Source organism: uncultured Microbacterium sp., from assembly GCF_913776565.1.
In the GTDB taxonomy this organism is placed as follows: Bacteria; Actinomycetota; Actinomycetes; order Actinomycetales; family Microbacteriaceae; genus Microbacterium.
In genome coordinates this window covers 1-17,458 of the sequence record NZ_CAJYPF010000009.1, presented here as the reverse complement: position 1 = coordinate 17,458, position 17,458 = coordinate 1, and the positions used below count along the sequence as shown (strand labels likewise).

Sequence of the window (17,458 nt, the reverse complement as noted above, 5' to 3'; positions counted from 1 at the left end):
AACGGATGAGACGCGCCAAGATCGTCGCAACACTCGGGCCCGCAACGTCGTCGTATGAGATGGTTCGCGCCATCATCGACGCCGGAGTGGACGTCGCCCGCCTGAACCTGAGCCACGGAGACTACTCCGTGCACGACGCCAACTTCGCCAACGTGCGCAAGGCCGCGGAGGACGCCGGTCGCCCGGTCGCCGCCCTCGTGGACCTGCAGGGCCCCAAGATCCGCCTCGGCAAGTTCGAGAACGGTCCCCACGACCTGCTGCCCGGTGACATCTTCAAGATCACCGTCGAGGACATCCTCGGCACCAAGGAGATCGTCGGAACGACGTTCAAGGGCCTGCCCCAGGACGTCCGCCCCGGCGACTTCCTGCTCATCGACGACGGCAAGGTGCGCGTCGAGGTCGTCGAGACCGACGGCACCGTCGTCACCACCCGCGTCATCGTGGGCGGGCCGGTCTCGAACAACAAGGGCATCAACCTGCCCGGCGTGGCCGTCAACGTCCCCGCGCTCAGCGAGAAGGACGAGGCCGACCTGCGGTGGGGCCTCAAGGCCGGCGCCGACCTGATCGCCCTGTCGTTCGTGCGCGACGCGAAGGACATCGAGCGCGTCCACGAGATCATGGCCGAAGAGGGGCGTTACATCCCCGTCATCGCCAAGATCGAGAAGCCGCAGGCGGTCGACAACCTCGAAGAGATCATCGACGCGTTCGACGGCATCATGGTCGCTCGCGGCGACCTGGGCGTCGAGCTGCCGCTCGAGGCCGTGCCGATCGTCCAGAAGCGTGCGGTCGAGCTCGCCCGCCGCATGGCCAAGCCGGTCATCGTGGCGACGCAGATGCTCGAGTCGATGATCACCAACCCGGTGCCCACCCGCGCCGAGACGTCCGACGTCGCCAACGCCGTCCTCGACGGCGCGGACGCCGTCATGCTCTCGGGCGAGACGAGCGTCGGCACGTACCCCGTCGTCGTCGTCGAGACCATGGCGCGCATCGTGGAGTCCACCGAGGAGCACGGCCTGGAGCGCATCGCGCCGCTCACCAACAAGCCGCGCACCCAGGGTGGTGCGATCACCCTCGCCGCCGTCGAGGTCGCCGACTTCGTGGATGCCAAGTACCTCTGCGTCTTCACCGAGTCCGGTGACTCGGCTCGTCGCATGTCGCGCCTGCGCTCGACGATCCCGATGATCGCGTTCACGCCCGAGCCCGGCATCCGCCGTCGCCTGGCGCTGACGTGGGGCGTGCGCTCGACCCTCGTCGAGCACGTGTCGCACACCGACAAGATGTTCCTGCAGGTCGACGACTACCTGCTCGCCAACGACCTGGCCAAGGTCGGCGACAAGGTCGTCGTGATCTCGGGTTCCCCTCCCGGAATCGCCGGCTCGACGAACGACCTGCGCGTGCACCGCGTGGGCGACGCCGTCCACGGTGCGGCCCCGGGCTACCAGGAGGCCTGAGCCCCACGACGCGCGCCGGGTCCGCCCGGCGCGCGTCGTCGCGTTCAGCGCCCGCGCGTGTGCACGGGTAATCTGGACGACGACACTTGCCGGTGTGGCGGAATGGCAGACGCGGGGCACTCAAAATGCTCTGTCGAAAGACGTGTGGGTTCGAGTCCCACCACCGGTACGCCCTATCGCATCCGCGGCTTCCCGTGGGTGCGCGAATCCACGTTCTAGGATGGTCCCGTGACTGATCAAGAAGCCGCCCCCGCCACCGCGCCGACCGCACCGCGTCGCGTCGTCGTCGCGGAAGACGAGTCGCTGATCCGCCTCGACATCGTCGAGATCCTCCGCGACAACGGCTTCGACGTCGTGGGCGAGGCCGGCGACGGCGAGACCGCGGTGCAGCTGGCCACCGAGCTGCGCCCCGATCTGGTGATCATGGACGTCAAGATGCCGCAGCTCGACGGCATCAGCGCCGCCGAGAAGCTCAGCAAGAACCACATCGCCCCCGTCGTGCTGCTGACCGCGTTCAGCCAGAAGGAGCTCGTCGAGCGCGCGAGCGAGGCCGGCGCGCTGGCCTACGTCGTCAAGCCGTTCACCCCCAACGACCTGCTGCCCGCGATCGAGATCGCCCTCGCGCGGTACGAGCAGATCATCACGCTCGAGGCCGAGGTCGCCGACATGGTCGAGCGCTTCGAGACCCGCAAGCTCGTCGACCGGGCCAAGGGCCTGCTCAACGAGAAGATGGGCCTGAGCGAGCCCGAGGCCTTCCGCTGGATCCAGAAGGCGTCCATGGACCGCCGCCTGACCATGCAGGACGTCGCCAAGGCGATCATCGAGCAGCTGGCCCCCAAGAAGGGCTGAGCGCAACGCTTTTCGAGAATGGATGCCACGTCGGTGGCATCCATTTCTCGTTGGGGCCCGGACCCTTCGACAGGCTCAGGGTCCTCCGCGCCGAGGTGGCTGAGCTCGTCGAAGCCACCGGACGCCCCGGGCGTCAGGACGCGGGGGCGTCCTTGATCATGTTCGTGATGCGGATCGTCGAGCACCGGCGGCCCTGCTCGTCGGAGACGGCGATCTCGTGCACGGTGAGCGACCGCCCCAGGTGGATCGGGGTGCACACGCCCGTCACGATGCCGGACGTCACCGAACGCGTGTGGGTGGCGTTGATGTCGATGCCGACGGCGAGCTTTCCGGAGCCGGCGTAGAGGTTCGCCGCCATCGAGCCGAGCGACTCGCCGAGCACGACGTACGCGCCGCCGTGAAGCAGTCCCACCGGCTGGGTGTTGCCCTCGACGGGCATGGTCGCGACGCTGCGCTCGACCGAGAACTCGACCCACTCGATGCCCATCTTCTGGGCGAGGGCACCCATTCCGCGCTCGCGTGCCCAGTCGAGTCCGCTGGTGGTGTCGGGGGTCGTGGAGCTCATCGTCGCCTTCAGGGAGCCGGGGCCGGGGGAGTGTCCGTGGTCCTCGTTAGGCTGGAGGGGTGACGGATGCCGAAAAGCCTACTCTCCTCGTCGTCGACGGCCACTCGCTGGCCTACCGGGCGTTCTACGCCCTGCCGGTCGACAACTTCTCGACGAAGGACGGCCAGCACACCAACGGCATCTACGGCTTCCTGTCGATGTTCGTCAACCTGGTCAAGGCCGAGAAGCCGACCCACCTCGCCGTCGCCTTCGACACCTCGCGGCAATCGTTCCGCACGCGCGAGTACACCGAGTACAAGGCCAACCGCAGCGAGTCGCCGGCCGAGTTCAAGGGCCAGATCCCGCTGCTGCAGGAGTGCCTCGAGGCGATGGGCGTCCCCGTCCTCAAGAAAGAGGACTTCGAGGCCGACGACATCCTGGCGACCCTCGCCACCCAGGGCGAGCAGCAGGGCTTCACCGTGCTGGTCTGCTCGGGCGACCGCGACACGATCCAGCTGGTCACCGACGACATCACGCTGCTGTACCCCAACGTGCAGGGCGTCTCGCAGCTCAAGCGGTACGACACCGACGCCGTGGTCGAGAAGTACGGCCTGCCGCCTGCGCAGTACCCCGAGATCGCGGCTCTCGTGGGCGAGACGAGCGACAACCTGCCGGGCGTTCCCAAGGTCGGCGAGAAGACCGCGGTCAAGTGGCTCACGCAGTGGGGCTCGCTCGAGGCGCTGCTCGACAACGCCGACAAGATCACCGGCGTCGTGGGCAACAACCTGCGCGAGCACCTCGACGCCGTCAAGCGCAACCGCGCGCTCAACCGGCTGCTGCGCGACGTCGAGCTGCCCGTCGGTCCCGGCGATCTCGCGGTCAAGCCCCTCGACGGCCAGGCCGTGCGCGACATCTTCGCGCGGCTCGAGTTCCGCACGCTGCTACCGCGCGTCTTCGACGCGTTCGGCGCCGACGGCGGCGTCGTCGAAGAGGCGCGTCCCACCGCGAAGGCCCCGGCCCCGGCGCGGCTCGACGCGGCGGCCCTGGCCGCCTGGGCCGCCGACCAGAAGGCCGAGGTCGGTGTCACGATCGCCCTCGCCGGAGCCGCGCCGACGGCGGTCGGTCTGGCGAGCGCCGACGCCGCGGTCGAGGCCGAGTGGTCCCCGGCCGTGCGCGACGCGCTGGCCGGGTGGTTGGCATCCGATGCCCCCAAGGTGTTCGCCGACGCCAAGCCCCAGATCAAGGCGCTGGCGCGCGAGGGCGTCGCGGTGGCCGGCGTGGCGTTCGACGTGATCCTCGCCGGGTGGCTCGTGCGGCCGAGCTTCCACGACAAGACGCTGGGCGACCTGGTCGAGCGTTATCTCGATGAGAAACTGCCCGTCGCGGATCCGACGCAGCTCGTCCCCGAGACCGAGGGCGCCACCCCCGCGCAGCTGTCGTGGTTCACCCGGCGCGTGGCCGACGCGCAGCGGGCCGAGATGCCCGACAAGGTCGCCTCGGTGCTCGACGACATCGAGCTGCCGACGCTCACGGCCCTGGCCGACATGGAGCTCGCCGGCGTCGCCGTCTCGCACGAGAAGCTGTCGGGCTTCTCGGCCGAGCTCGGCGCGCGCGCCGACGCCCTCGCGCGCGACGCCTACGCGGCGATCGGCCACGAGGTCAACCTCGGTTCCCCCAAGCAGCTGCAAGAGGTGCTGTTCGACGAGCTCCAACTGCCCAAGACCCGCAAGACCAAGAGCGGTTACACCACGGATGCCGCCGCCCTCGCCGACCTGCAGGAGAGCACCGATCACCCGTTCCTCGACCTGCTGCTGCGTCATCGCGAGGCGACCAAGCTCAAGCAGATCATCGACGCGCTCGACACCGCGGCCGGACCCGACGGGCGCATCCACACGACGTACGTGCAGACCGGCAGCCAGACCGGTCGCCTGTCGAGCACCGATCCCAACCTGCAGAACATCCCGATCCGCACCGAGGAGAGCCGGCGCATCCGCGCCGCGTTCGAGGTCGGCGAGGGCTACGAGACGCTGCTGACCGCCGACTACTCGCAGATCGAGATGCGCATCATGGCGCATCTCTCGGGCGACCCGGGGCTCATCGAGGCGTTCAACTCCGGCGAGGACCTGCACCGCTTCGTCGGCGCGCGCGTGTTCGGCGTCGAGCCGCAGGACGTCACGCCCGCGATGCGCACCAAGGTCAAGGCGATGTCGTACGGGCTCGTCTACGGCCTGTCGGCGTTCGGCCTGTCCAAGCAGCTGCGCATCGAGCAGTCCGAGGCCAAGAAACTCATGCTCGAGTACTTCGCCCGGTTCGGCGCGGTGCGCGACTACCTGCGCGGCTCGGTCGAGCAGGCACGTCAGGACGGCTACACCGAGACCATCTTCGGTCGTCGCCGGCCGTTCCCCGATCTGACGAGCATGAACCGGGTCCTGCGCGAGAACGCCGAGCGCGCCGCCCTGAACGCCCCCATCCAGGGCAGCGCCGCCGACATCATGAAGGTGGCCCTGTTCCGCATCCGCGACGAGCTCGCCGCCGCCGACCTGCGCTCGCGGGTGCTGCTGCAGATCCACGACGAACTCGTCGTCGAGGTGGCGGCGGGGGAGTGGGATGCCGTCGAGCGGATCGTCCGCGCGCGCATGGCCGACGCGGCCGACCTCTCCGTCCCGCTCGACGTGCAGATCGGGCGCGGCGGCGACTGGGACGAAGCCGGGCACTGAGCGCGCCCGGGCGCGGCGGCGCGCTGCGACGCACCGCCCGGCGCCGCCCGGGCGCGGAGTGAGCACCCACGGGATCACGGCGCGGTACCCGGGGCTGCGCAGAGGGGCGTGCGCGGGCCGTGCGCCTTGCCTAGGCTCGAGGAATGACTGACGCATCCCGCACCCCCACGCCGATCGACACGATCGCCGACGCGTGGGTGGACACCCTGGCCGAGCGCGAACCGACGCTGGCGACGTACATCGGCCGGTTCGAGCACAACGGTCGCTTCGGCGACTACAGCCCCGAGGGCGCCGACGCCCTGATGAGCGAGGCCCGCTCCACCAGGGCCGCCCTCGACGCCGCCGAGCCGGTCGACGCGATCGACACCGTCACGAAGATGGATCTCGTCCGCGAGCTCGATCTGATGATCGAGCAGCACGAGGCCAAGACCCACCTGCGCGACCTCAACGTGATCGCCTCGCCCGCACAGGACATCCGCTCGACCTTCGACCTCATGCCCACCTCGACGATCGAGGACTGGGCGACGATCGCCGAGCGCATGAAGGCGCTGCCCGCGGCGATCGACGGCTACGTCGAAACGCTGCGCCGCGGCATCGCCGAGGGCGTCGTCCCCGCCCGGCGCCAGGTGAGCGAGGTGGTGACGCAGATCGCCCGCTACACCTCGGACACGGGCTTCTTCGCCGAGTTCGTCGGCGACGCCGCCCCCGACGAGGGGCAGTTGCCGGCATCCCTCGCTCGTGACCTGGCCGCGAACTCCAACGCCGCCCGTCTCGCCTACGACGCTCTGGCGACGTTCCTGTCGAACGAACTGGCCCCTGCCGCGGGCGACGTCGACGCCGTCGGACGCGAGATGTACGCGCTGCACTCCCGTCGATTCCTGGGCGCCGAGATCGACCTCGACGAGACGTACGACTGGGGCGTGGAGGAGCTGGCCCGGATGGTGGCCGAGCAGGAGGCGATCGCGAACGAGATCCTCCCCGGCGCGAGCGTCGAGGAGGCGGTGGCGTTCCTGGAGCGCGACGAATCGCGCAAGCTCCGCGGCACCGAGGCTCTGCAGGAGTGGATGCAGCGCACCAGCGATCGAGCGGTCGAAGAGCTCGGTCGCACGCACTTCGACATCGCCGAGCCGATCCGCCGCCTCGAGTGCATGATCGCCCCGACCAACGAGGGCGGCATCTACTACACCGGCCCCACCGACGACTTCTCGCGCCCGGGCCGCATGTGGTGGTCGGTGCCCGAGGGCGTCGACACGTTCGACACGTGGCGCGAGTTGACCACGGTCTACCACGAGGGCGTTCCCGGGCACCACCTGCAGATCGCCCAGGCCGTGTACAACCGCGCCGAGCTGAACTCGTGGCGCCGGCTGCTCGCGGGCACGAGCGGTCACGCCGAGGGCTGGGCGCTGTACGCCGAGCGTCTGATGCAGCAGCTGGGCTACCTCGACGACCCGGCCGACCGTCTCGGCATGCTCGACGGCCAGCGCATGCGCGCCGCGCGCGTGGTGCTCGACATCGGCGTGCACCTGCAGAAGCCGCGCCTGGACGGCACGGGCACGTGGGATCACGACTACGCCCTCGCGTTCATGCTGAAGAACGTCAACATGAGCGAGGAGTTCGTCCGCTTCGAGGTCAATCGGTACCTCGGCTGGCCGGGGCAGGCGCCGTCGTACAAGGTCGGTCAGCGCATCTGGGAGCAGGTGCGCGACGAGGAGCAGGAGCGCCGGGGCGCCGACTTCTCGATGAAGCAGTTCCACACGCGCGCGCTGGACATCGGCGGCGTCGGACTCGACACGCTGCGCGCGGCGCTGGCATCCGCCTGATCTCCCCGAGGGGCGTCGCCGCGGCGGCGCCCCTCCTCGATGCGGGGGAATACCCCGGGCTCGCGTAAAGTTCATTCATCCGAATGCAAGGAGACCCCATGGCTGATCACACCATCGAGCTCGGACTCGACACCTTCGGAGACATCTCGCGCGGCCCCGACGGCACGCTGCTGAGCGATGCCCAGACCATCCGCAACGTCGTCGACCAGGCGGTGCTCGCCGACGAGGTCGGCCTGTCGTTCTTCGGCGTCGGGGAGCACCACCGCAAGGACTTCGCGGTGACCAGCCCAGAGATCGTGCTGGCCGCGGCCGCCGCCCGCACGAAGGATATCCACCTCGGCACCGCCGTGACCGTGCTCTCCAGCGACGACCCCGTCCGCGTGTACGAGCGTTTCGCCACGCTCGACGCCGTCTCGAACGGCCGCGCCGAGGTGATCCTCGGGCGCGGGTCGTTCATCGAGTCGTTCCCGCTCTTCGGCTACGACCTGAGCGACTACGAGCAGCTGTTCGAAGAGAAGCTCGAGCTGTTCTCGCTGCTGCTCGACGAGAAGCCCGTCACGTGGTCCGGACGCACCCGCGCCGCCCTGACGGACGCCGACGTGTACCCGAAGACCGAGAACGGCCTCAAAGCCTGGGTCGGCGTGGGCGGCTCGCCCGAGTCGGTCGTGCGCACCGCGCGCTACGGCTACGGTCTCGTCCTCGCGATCATCGGCGGCTCGGCGGCGCGGTTCCGCCCCTACGCCGACCTGTACCGCCGCTCGCTCGCCGAGCTCGGCAAACCGCAGATGCCCATCTCGGTGCACTCGCCCGGCCACGTCGCCGAGACCGACGAGCAGGCCTGGGACGAGGCGTTCGAGGGCGTCGCCGAGCTGAACAACACCATCGGCCGCGAGCGCGGCTGGCCCGAGTACAACCGCCTGCGCTTCCAGCACGATGTCGGTCCCGAGGGGTCGATGTACGTCGGTTCGCCCGAGACGGTGGCCCGCAAGATCGCCGCGACCATGCGCGCTCTCGGCAACTCGCGCTTCCAGATGAAGATCGCGAGCGGGTCGATCTCGCACGACCGTCTGCTGTCGAGCATCGAGCTGTACGGCACGAAGGTGCGCCCCCTCGTCGAGGAGATGCTGGCCGACGTCCCCTCCGACGGCGATCTCGCCGGCATCCGGTGACCTCCCGGTGAGCACCCGCACCGACACCGTCCGCGTGTCCGACCGCCTCGACGCCCTGCCGTTCACCCGTCGGCACGGCAGGATCCTGGGCGGATCGGGACTGGGCTGGGCCCTGGATGCCATGGACGTGGGGCTCATCTCGTTCGTCATCGCCGCGCTGAGCGTGCAGTGGCGACTGGCCCCGGCCGAGGCGTCGTGGATCGCGTCGGCGGGGTTCGCGGGCATGGCGATCGGGGCGAGCGTGGGCGGGCTGCTCGCCGACCGGTTCGGTCGGCGGTACGTGTTCGCGCTGACGCTGCTGGTGTACGGCCTCGCGACGGGTGCGAGCGCGCTCGTCGGAGGGCTCGCAGCCCTGCTGGTGCTGCGGTTCGTGGTGGGCCTCGGGCTCGGCGCCGAACTGCCCGTCGCCTCGACCTACGTGAGCGAGTTCGCTCCGGCGCGGATGCGCGGTCGGCTCATCGTCCTGCTCGAGGCGTTCTGGGCCGTGGGGTGGACGGCGGCGGCGCTCATCGGCTTCCTCGTCGTACCGTCGTCGGCAGACGGGTGGCGGTGGGCCTTCGCGCTCGGCGCGATCCCCGCGATCTACGCGCTCGTCGTGCGGTGGGGGCTCCCCGAATCGCCGCGGTGGCTCGCCTCGCGCGGGCGCAACGCCGAGGCGATCGTGATCGTGCGCGACCTCGAAGCCGCCGCCGGGCGCATCGCCCTCGAAGCGTCGACCGAGGGGGTCACGGCATCCGCTCCCGCCCCTCGTCCGCGCGTGAGCGCCCTGTGGGCCCCGGCTCTGCGGGCGCGCACGGCGAGCCTGTGGGTGCTGTGGTTCTGCGTCAACTTCTCGTACTACGGGGCGTTCATCTGGATCCCCACGATCCTGGTGAGCCAGGGCTACGACCTCGTGCGCTCGTTCGGGTTCACGCTGATCATCACGCTGGCCCAGCTGCCGGGGTACGCCGTCGCGGCCTGGCTGATCGAGGCGTGGGGCCGACGCGCGACGCTCGCGACGTTCCTCGCCGGGTCGGCGGTGTCCGCGGTGCTGTTCGGCACGGCCTCCGGCGAGATCGGCGTGATCGCGGCGGGCATGGCGCTGTCGTTCTTCAATCTCGGCGCCTGGGGCGCACTGTACGCCGCGACGCCCGAGACCTATCCCACGTCCCTGCGGGCGACCGGGGCGGGATGGGCCGCAGGAATCGGCCGAATCGCGTCGATCCTCGCCCCGCTCGCGGTGCCGCCCCTGCTCGGCATCGGGGGAGTGCCCCTGCTGTTCGTGGTGTTCGCGGGCTTCTTCGCGGTGGCCGTCGCCGCGGCGCTCTACCTGCGCGAGCAGCGCGGCAGGTCGTTGACCTAGGACCCCTATCGCTGCCCGTAGGCTCGACGCATGGCATCCGTGCGTTTCGTCGCCATCGGCGACTCGTTCACCGAGGGAGTCGGCGACGAGCTTCCCGACGGAACCGTCCGAGGGTGGGCCGACCTGGCGGCGCAGGGGTGGGCGGATGCCGCGGGTGAGCCGATCCAGTACGCGAACCTCGCCATCCGCGGCAAACTCATCCAGCCGATCGTCGAGCAGCAGCTCGAGCCGGCGCTCGCGCTGAAGCCGACCCACCTGTCGTTTAACGGCGGCGGCAACGACATGCTGCGTCCGCGGACGGGCATCGCGCGCATCGTCGACCTGTTCGACCACGTCGTTCGCCGCTGCGACGAAGAGGGCGTGCAGCTGATCGTCCTCTCGGGCGCGAACCCGTCGGCGGGGCTACCGCTGGGCTCGCTCATCGAAGCGCGCGGCGACCGCCTGTCGCACGCGGTCGAGAAGCGGCTCGCGAACCGTCCCGACGTGCTCACGGCCTACAACTGGTTCGATCGCGAGCTGGCGGGCGGGGAGTTCTGGTCGGTGGACCGCCTGCACATGAACGCCCGCGGTCATCATCGCGTCGCCGCCCGCGTGATCGAGTCCGTCGGGTTCACGGCGCCCGCACCGTGGTGGCACCTGCGCGAGATCCCCGAGACCGAGAGACTGAAGGGCACCGCCTACTACCGCGAGCACGTCGGCCCGTGGGTGCGTCGGCGGCTCACCCGCACCTCGTCCGGCGACGACCGGCACGCCAAGTTCGGCGGCGGGTGGGTGGAGCTGACGCCGCGCGGGTGACACCGACGGAACGTCTCCTCCGCGCTGTCGCACCGCTCTCGCCGCGTCGCGGTGGTCGGATCCTGTGACGCCGTGTCGACGGCATCCCCGGTGCGAGACCGCGCCGACTCAGCCGGGCACGCATTCCGCGGTCAACGACAGGTGCAGCAGTCCGTCGATGCTCGAGCGATCGCGCGCCGACAGGCGAACGACCCCGTTCGAGCGCAGGTCCTCTTGCATGGCGCGATCGGCCGCGTATCCGGCCGCGTCGAACGCGGCGAGGATCGCGGCGTAGGAGGCGGCGTTGTCCGCCGTCGTGAAGGACAGGTCGAGTCCCGTGGTGCCGTCGCACGGCAGGTCGGTCGCGCTCGGGAGTGTCAGCGGGCTGCCGGCGGAGTCCGTCGCCGGCCCCACTGCGGCATCGAGGGCGGTCGCCGCCATGGCGGCCACCTCGTTCCGTGCGTCGCCCGCGGGCTCCTGGGCGGGCCCCTCACCCGTGACAGCCGCCGAGGGGTCCGAGGTTGCGGTCGGCGGGACCGATACCGCGTCCACGTCTCGGCCCCCGGGAACGCCGCACGTCGCCGTCGCGGCATCCTCGATGCGAGGCAGCACCGCGTTCGGCTCGCCGTCCGTCGTCAGCCGCTCGCGGTCGTTGTCGAAGGTGTGCCACACCGTGACCGTCTGCGCGTCGGCGATCGCGATGTACGAGCCCCTCCGGAACGGGGTGTGCCCGTCGTTCGTCGAGAGCGACGCGACCTCCTCGGCCACGAGTCCCTCGAGCCGCAGGACGCGAACGGAGGCCGAGAACAGGAGGGCGCGCTCCGCGACGACGTAGCCGGTGCGGCATCCGCCCGCCACCAGGGGCGTCACGGTCCCGCCCGCCGACAGCAGAGCCGCGAACAGCGCTCCCAGGACCGCCACCGTCGCACCGAGCCGCAGGGGGACGAACAACGCCAGCCACCACCGGGGCGCCCGGACGGCGAGGACCAGGACGAGGATCGACACGGTGGCCGCGACTGCGCTCGCGACCGCGATCGCAACGTCGTCCCACCCGCCGATCAGGACCTCGCGCGTCCCGCCGCTCAGCGCGGGCACTGCGAACACAATCCCCAGGACGCCGAGAGAGACCGCTAGCGACGCGGCCGCGACCAGAAGCACTCGGGGACTGATGACGTACGGCCGCGAACGGGCGGGCGGTGCGGCGGGATCATCCATCATCGCGCCACCCTGGCAGCCGAAACTGGGGACGACCCGCACACCGCACGCACGGCTCGCGGGAGCACAATGGGCGCATGATTCGCGCGATCGTCACCGGCACCTCCAGCGGCATCGGCCTGCACACGGCCATCGGACTCGCCCGGCAGGGGGTGACGGTGATCGCCACGGTCCGAAACGCCTCTCGCGCCGATGCCCTGCGCGCGGCGGCCGAACAGGCCGGGGTCGACCTCGACATCCGGTCGCTCGAGGTGACGGATGCCGCGGCGGCGGCCGCCCTGATCGCCGACGCCGGGCCGGTCGACATCCTCGTGAACAACGCCGGCCGCGGCGCGGTCGGCACGCTCGAGCAGCTCAGCGACGCCGATCTGCAGGAGCAGCTCGAGACGAACTACCTCTCGGTCGCGCGTCTGACCCGCCTGGTGCTGCCCGGTATGCGCGAGCGGGGGAGAGGGCGTATCGTCACAGTGACCAGTGTCGGGGGAGCGGTGGGCCAGCCCTTCGCCGACGCGTACTGCGCCGCGAAGTTCGCCGTCGAGGGACTCATGCAGTCGCTCGCTCCCGTCGTCGCGCCGTTCGGCGTCGAGGTCGCCGTCGTGGAGCCTGCGGCCGTGGCCTCGTCGTTCACCGACTCGGTGCATCGTGCCCCCGCCGGACCGTACGCCGTGCAGCAGCAGGCGTATCTGGATCGGACGGCGACGTCGTTCGCGTCGGCGCAGTCGGCGCGAGATGCCGCGCAGACCGTCATCGAGGCGGCCACCACCGCGAACCCGAGGTTCCGGTGGCAGACGTCCGAGGCGGCCGTTCGATTCGCCGGTCTGTCGCTGGGCGACCTGGACGGTTCTCGCGTGCTCGGCGTGACCTCGGAATGGGTGAAGCCGGGGGAGTGATCCGCGCCCTCCGGCTGAGGAGAGTCGTGACGCGGGACCGGTACCTGCGCTAGATTTGCATAACGAATCGCCTACAACGTAGTTATGCGCTCAAGGAGGAGTCATGGCCACCGCTCTCGACAAGTATGCCGACGCGAAGCCGCACTGGGACGGTCCGGTCGTGATCGAATCCCACATCAACGGCGTGCGCACCAAGGAGATGAACCCGAATACCCCGGTCGGGTACGACGAGATCGCCGAGGATGCGATCCGCTGCTGGGAGGCGGGCGCCGGGGCGATCCACGCGCACAACACCAGCTTCGACCTGCTGGGCGAGAACGCCTACAAGGACTACATGCGCACGTGGAGCACCGTCCTCGAGAAACACCCCGACATCACCTGGTACCCGACGACGTGCAACAACCTGCGCCTCACCGGCAGCGAAAACGGGCTCGAGCACGTGATGCCCTTGAACGAGCACGCGCACGCGCAGATCGCCTGTGTCGACACGGGTCTCACCCTCTTCGCGACGCACGAGGACGAGGACGGGTACCTGGTGGGTCCGGAATTCGGTTTCGACTACGCCCGGATCGGCAGTCAGTGGCGAATGCTGCGCGAGAAGCAGATCCCCATGGTCTACGGGGTCTACGAGCCGGGGCACCTGCGTCACGCGATGCATTACGTCAACAAGGGCATGTCGACCCCCGGGTCGATGTGGGACTTCTACCTGATCGGCGACTACGGTCTGACCGCGACGGAGCCGATCGCGACCAACGGTGTGAAGCCCAGCCTGGAGAGCCTGTACTACTACCTGCACATGATCGAGGAGGCGAAGGTCCAGCACCCCTGGTACATCTCGATCTGGGGTCAGGGCGCCCTGGACGACACGCACATCCTGCGGCGGGCGATCGAGCTCGGCGGACACATCAAGACCGGCCTCGAGCTCTTCTACGACCCGGCGCGCAACCCCACGAATCTGGAACTGCTGCAGCAGGCGCAAGAGATCGCCCGCGAGGTGGGCCGCCCGATCGCGACGCAGGACGAAGCTCGGGAGCTGTACAAGATCCGCGCCTGATGCCTGCTCCGCCGCCGCCGCCGCCGGGCGGACGAGCCGGGGGAGCGGTGGGCGCATCACCGCCCGTTGACGCCACCACCGGGGACGGCCTCGGAGATGATCGCGCGATGAAGGCGCTCGGTGGCGACCTTCAGCGTCGCCGCCCATCCGATGACGGTGCCGCGATGCTCGACCCGGTACCGCGGACCGTCCTCGGTGCGGCGGAGTTCGATCGTGCCGGCGACGGCGTGACGCGCGTCGCGCATGACCCAGTGCGCGGGCGGCTCTTCGCGCGCCAGCAGCTGGGGGTGCCAGCGCGGGCCTTCGATGTCCATGACGCCATTGTCGAACAGATGTTCTAATGACGCAAACGGCTCGCGGACGCGGCGACGTCACTCGCGAACCGTCGCGGTCGCGCGGCGATGTCCGTCACGGATCGTCGCGGCGGCGGGGCGGGCCCGAGCGGCCGCCGCGCAGAGCGACGGCGCAGATCAGCAGCGTCACAGGTGTCGCGAGGCCGATGGTCGCCGCGAGCACCAGGCTGTCGCTGCGCTGGAAGACGACGACGGCGAGAACGACGTCGACCAGCAGCAGGCCCACGACCACGAACGCGACGCCGAGTTTGTTCACGTGTCGATTCTCGCCGCGACCCAAAGGCCGCGATAGGGGCGGGATGCACTGGCGATCATCGGTCTCGCCGATCGTAAACTGACATAATGTGCATTATCGGCGTAGCCGAACCAGGCGAGAGCAGCTGCCCACGAAGGCAGTCGACGGGAGCAACCTTGTTCCAGGCGGGCGAGCCGCCGACCCGACGTCGTCGCCGTTCGTTACTCGATCCGAGGAACTCTCGCAAACCGTTCACTTCACTGAAAAGTATCTTTACTGTGAAGGTAAAGATACAGACGAAGGGAAAGCGCCATGGCTGAGACGACCCACCCACGACGACGAGTGCTGGTGACGGGAGCGAGCATCGCGGGACCGGCACTCGCCTGGGGCCTCGAACGAACCGGGTGGGAGGTGACGCTTCTCGAACGATCGAGCGAGCCGCGCGAGACGGGACAGAACATCGATATCCGGGGGCTGGGTCGCGACGTCATCAGGCGCATGGGTGTCGAGTCGACGATCATGGAGCACCTGACCGGCGAGTCGGGAACGCGGTACGTCGACGACCGCGGTCGTGCGTTCGCCACGTTCCCGAAGCAGGAGGGGCAGGACGGCCCGACGGCGGAGATCGAGATCCTCCGCGGACAGTTAGCGGGCATCATGCTCGGCATCGTTCCCGACGGGGTCACCGTGAAACATGGAGACTTCGTCGTGGACGTGGAACAGGACGCTGACGGCGTCGACGTGACGCTGGACAGCGGTCGGGAAGAGCGTTTCGATCTCGTCCTCGTCGCGGAGGGGCGCAGCTCGCGCACTCGTCGCCTCCTCTTCGCCGAGGAGACGCAGCTTCGCGATCACGGCGTGAGCATCACGTACGGCACGATCGACCGGAATGAGGGTGACGGCGACACCTGGGATTGGCACACCGCGACGCGCGGCCGCGTCGCTTCCCTCCGTCCCGACAACGTCGGCACCATGCGAGCGAGCATGTCGTTCGAGTCCGAGCCGTCGGGCTTTGAAACCCTTCCCGTCGAGGCGCAGCTGCACGTCCTCGAGGAGCGATTTCGAGGAGTCGCCTGGCAGTCGCAGAGGATCCTGCAGGGCTTCACGCAGCGACCGGAAGAGTTCTACACCCAGCGGATGGAACAGGTCGTCGTCTCAACCTGGAGCAAAGGTCGGGTCGCGCTGGTAGGCGATGCGGCGTGGGGCTCCGGACCCACCGGCATGGGCACGACCCTCGCCCTCGTCGGAGCACACGTGCTGGCTGGCGAACTCGCAACGACGCCGAACGATCATCGAGGCGCCTTCGCCCGCTACGAGCGGATGCTGCGGCGCTTCGCGGACTCCGCACAGGGTCTCCCCCCTGGCGGTGCACGACTGCTCCACCCTTCGTCGCGCGTCGGCGTCGCGGCCATGCGCGGGGCCCTGCGTCTCGCGGCGTCGAAGCCGCTGCGCACCCTGTTTCAGTCGCACCTGCTGACGAGCGAGAAGCACGTACCAACGCTCCCCGATTACCCCGAACTGCGCGCCGCATGAGCGCTGACATCACACGTGGCATGCCCACGAACGATCCTGGACTCGAAGCTCTCGAGGCACTCCGCACTTTTGCGCACGCCTACCAGGAGTCCTCCCGCCGGCTTGCCGAATGGATGTCGCTGCCCTATACCGACGGCGCCGGCCTCGGCGAGGTGGTCTGGGCCGAACGACAAGGCGCACCGCTCTCTCCTGCCCGGCTTTCCGAGCGCATCGGACTCACATCCGGCGCAACATCAGCGCTCATCGGCCGACTTGAACAACGTGATCTGGTGGGACGTCACCGAGAGAGCACTGACCGACGCGTCGTGACCCTGCGAGCCACCGAACAGGCGCTCAACCGGCTGGGTCCGTTCCTGCAGTCGGCCTCGGAGCGTCTACGGTCCGCGATGAGCGGGGCCGACCCGGACGCGCTCCGTGAGGTCGCTCGAACAGCACGAACCCTCGCCCTCGCCCTCCCCCGCTCACACGACGTCGATCCGGAATCGCAGGGGATGCGGAGGCTTTCTGCGCCGCCGCGCGATCACCCCCGCGACTGACCGGAACCGTCGCGCTCGTCACTCGAGGACCTCAGCCAGAAACGCCTTCATCGCCGCCCAGCTACGCCGCTCGGCGCGGGCGTCGAACAGCGCTCCCTGCTCGGGCGCGTCGGCATCCGGAAGCGTGAACGCGTGCATCGCGTTCGCGTACGAGACGAGCTGCCAGTCGACGGCGGGTGCGGTGCGCAGGTCGTCCTCGAAGGCGAGCAGGTCGTCGTCGGGAGCGACCGGATCGGCGGCGCCGTGCAGCACGAGCACCTTCGCCGTGATTCGCGCCGCCTCACCGGCGGGCCCGGTCAGCAGCCCACCGTGGAAGCTGACGACCGCGTCGACATCGGCACCGGTGCGGGCCAGCTCGAGCACCGACGACCCGCCGAAGCAGTAGCCGATCGCCGCGGTACGTTCCGGATCGACCGACAGCTCCTGCCGCATGCGGGCGAACGCCGCGGTCAGGCGCCCGCATCGATCTGCTGGGCCCGCACGCGCGGCACGTCCTCAGTCGGCTCGCTTGAGACTCGTCAGGACCGCACCCTCCCGTCGTGGATCTCGACGACCCGATCGGCGCGGTCCGCGACGATCGCGTCGTGCGATGCGACGAGGGCCGCCATCCCGTCGCGGCGCACGTGCTCGATCACGAGCGAGATGACGGATCCCGCCGTACCGCTGTCGAGTTGCGCTGTGGGCTCGTCGGCGATCAGCACCCTCGGCCGGTGCACGAGGGCGCGCGCCACCGCGACGCGCTGCTGCTGACCGCCCGACAATTCCTCCGGCCGCTGGGCGGCATGATCGCCGAGGCCGAGCGCTTCGATCATCTCGGCTACCCGCGACCGCCGCTCGCGCACTCCCGCCTCGCGCAGACGCAGGGGCAGCTCGACGTTCTCGGCGGCGGTGAGAAACGGAACCAGCGGAAAGTCCTGGTCGACGAAACCCATCACCTCGCGGCGGAGGCGCGCGGCATCCGCCTCTCCTGCCCCCG

The 17,458-nt window shown here is 69.7% G+C and carries 17 protein-coding genes and 1 tRNA gene; 12 read left to right on the top strand and 6 right to left on the bottom strand.

The features are described from left to right. Window positions 1–5 precede the first annotated feature (5 nt). The 3 genes from pyk to QZ433_RS00560 all read left to right on the top strand — a co-directional run bounded on the left by pyk (window position 6) and on the right by QZ433_RS00560 (window position 2,300). Complete coding sequence (gene pyk / locus QZ433_RS00570; protein WP_295779515.1) at window positions 6–1,451, top strand: pyruvate kinase; 1,446 nt, start codon at window positions 6–8, stop codon at window positions 1,449–1,451. Window positions 1,452–1,539: 88 nt separating this feature from the next. Then, a tRNA-Leu gene (locus QZ433_RS00565) sits at window positions 1,540–1,620 on the top strand. A 59-nt stretch (window positions 1,621–1,679) separates the two neighbouring features. Further along, window positions 1,680–2,300, top strand: coding sequence for a response regulator (locus tag QZ433_RS00560; RefSeq protein WP_076675473.1), 621 nt, complete (start codon window positions 1,680–1,682; stop codon window positions 2,298–2,300). Between the two features lie 133 nt (window positions 2,301–2,433). On the opposite strand, the gene QZ433_RS00555 is transcribed toward QZ433_RS00560, so the two are convergent. Continuing rightward, window positions 2,434–2,865, bottom strand: coding sequence for a hotdog fold thioesterase (locus QZ433_RS00555; RefSeq protein ID WP_295779514.1), 432 nt, complete (start codon window positions 2,863–2,865; stop codon window positions 2,434–2,436). A 59-nt stretch (window positions 2,866–2,924) separates the two neighbouring features. Here QZ433_RS00555 and polA point away from each other — a divergent pair, with 59 nt between their 5' ends. From polA to QZ433_RS00530, 5 genes are all read left to right on the top strand, one after another. Continuing rightward, window positions 2,925–5,561, top strand: a complete 2,637-nt coding sequence (gene polA / locus QZ433_RS00550) for a DNA polymerase I (protein WP_295779513.1) — start codon at window positions 2,925–2,927, stop codon at window positions 5,559–5,561. A gap of 143 nt (window positions 5,562–5,704) precedes the next feature. Beyond that, window positions 5,705–7,381 (top strand): DUF885 domain-containing protein, encoded by a 1,677-nt coding sequence (locus QZ433_RS00545; RefSeq protein WP_295779512.1) that lies wholly within the window; start codon window positions 5,705–5,707, stop codon window positions 7,379–7,381. A 98-nt stretch (window positions 7,382–7,479) separates the two neighbouring features. Further along, on the top strand, window positions 7,480–8,550 hold the full coding sequence (locus tag QZ433_RS00540; protein ID WP_295779511.1) for an LLM class flavin-dependent oxidoreductase: 1,071 nt from the start codon (window positions 7,480–7,482) through the stop codon (window positions 8,548–8,550). A 7-nt stretch (window positions 8,551–8,557) separates the two neighbouring features. Then, window positions 8,558–9,892: an MFS transporter gene (locus QZ433_RS00535; RefSeq protein ID WP_295779510.1), complete on the top strand. Its 1,335-nt coding sequence runs from the start codon at window positions 8,558–8,560 to the stop codon at window positions 9,890–9,892. A gap of 30 nt (window positions 9,893–9,922) precedes the next feature. After that, a complete protein-coding gene (locus QZ433_RS00530; RefSeq protein ID WP_295779509.1) occupies window positions 9,923–10,687 on the top strand; it encodes an SGNH/GDSL hydrolase family protein in 765 nt (254 codons plus the stop codon). Between the two features lie 108 nt (window positions 10,688–10,795). On the opposite strand, the gene QZ433_RS00525 is transcribed toward QZ433_RS00530, so the two are convergent. Further along, window positions 10,796–11,884: a hypothetical protein gene (locus QZ433_RS00525; RefSeq protein ID WP_295779508.1), complete on the bottom strand. Its 1,089-nt coding sequence runs from the start codon at window positions 11,882–11,884 to the stop codon at window positions 10,796–10,798. Window positions 11,885–11,958: 74 nt separating this feature from the next. On the opposite strand from QZ433_RS00525, the gene QZ433_RS00520 reads away from it, so the two are divergent. Further along, window positions 11,959–12,771: an SDR family NAD(P)-dependent oxidoreductase gene (locus QZ433_RS00520; RefSeq protein WP_295779507.1), complete on the top strand. Its 813-nt coding sequence runs from the start codon at window positions 11,959–11,961 to the stop codon at window positions 12,769–12,771. Between the two features lie 103 nt (window positions 12,772–12,874). After that, window positions 12,875–13,825: a 3-keto-5-aminohexanoate cleavage protein gene (locus QZ433_RS00515; RefSeq protein WP_295779506.1), complete on the top strand. Its 951-nt coding sequence runs from the start codon at window positions 12,875–12,877 to the stop codon at window positions 13,823–13,825. A 56-nt stretch (window positions 13,826–13,881) separates the two neighbouring features. On the opposite strand, the gene QZ433_RS00510 is transcribed toward QZ433_RS00515, so the two are convergent. Continuing rightward, window positions 13,882–14,139: a hypothetical protein gene (locus tag QZ433_RS00510; RefSeq protein WP_295779505.1), complete on the bottom strand. Its 258-nt coding sequence runs from the start codon at window positions 14,137–14,139 to the stop codon at window positions 13,882–13,884. Window positions 14,140–14,233: 94 nt separating this feature from the next. Further along, window positions 14,234–14,434: a hypothetical protein gene (locus QZ433_RS00505; RefSeq protein WP_295779504.1), complete on the bottom strand. Its 201-nt coding sequence runs from the start codon at window positions 14,432–14,434 to the stop codon at window positions 14,234–14,236. Between the two features lie 291 nt (window positions 14,435–14,725). Between QZ433_RS00505 and QZ433_RS00500 the strand changes: the two genes are divergently transcribed. Further along, window positions 14,726–15,946 (top strand): FAD-dependent monooxygenase, encoded by a 1,221-nt coding sequence (locus QZ433_RS00500; protein ID WP_295779503.1) that lies wholly within the window; start codon window positions 14,726–14,728, stop codon window positions 15,944–15,946. Beyond that, window positions 15,943–16,482, top strand: coding sequence for a MarR family winged helix-turn-helix transcriptional regulator (locus QZ433_RS00495; RefSeq protein ID WP_295779502.1), 540 nt, complete (start codon window positions 15,943–15,945; stop codon window positions 16,480–16,482). The genes QZ433_RS00500 and QZ433_RS00495 overlap by 4 nt, the downstream gene beginning before the upstream one ends. An 18-nt stretch (window positions 16,483–16,500) precedes the next feature. Here QZ433_RS00495 and QZ433_RS00490 read toward each other — a convergent pair whose 3' ends face one another. Continuing rightward, window positions 16,501–16,935, bottom strand: coding sequence for a dienelactone hydrolase family protein (locus tag QZ433_RS00490; RefSeq protein WP_295779528.1), 435 nt, complete (start codon window positions 16,933–16,935; stop codon window positions 16,501–16,503). Window positions 16,936–17,000: 65 nt separating this feature from the next. Next, window positions 17,001–17,414, bottom strand: coding sequence for an ATP-binding cassette domain-containing protein (locus QZ433_RS00485; protein WP_295779527.1), 414 nt, complete (start codon window positions 17,412–17,414; stop codon window positions 17,001–17,003). Between the last annotated feature and the right edge of the window lie 44 nt (window positions 17,415–17,458).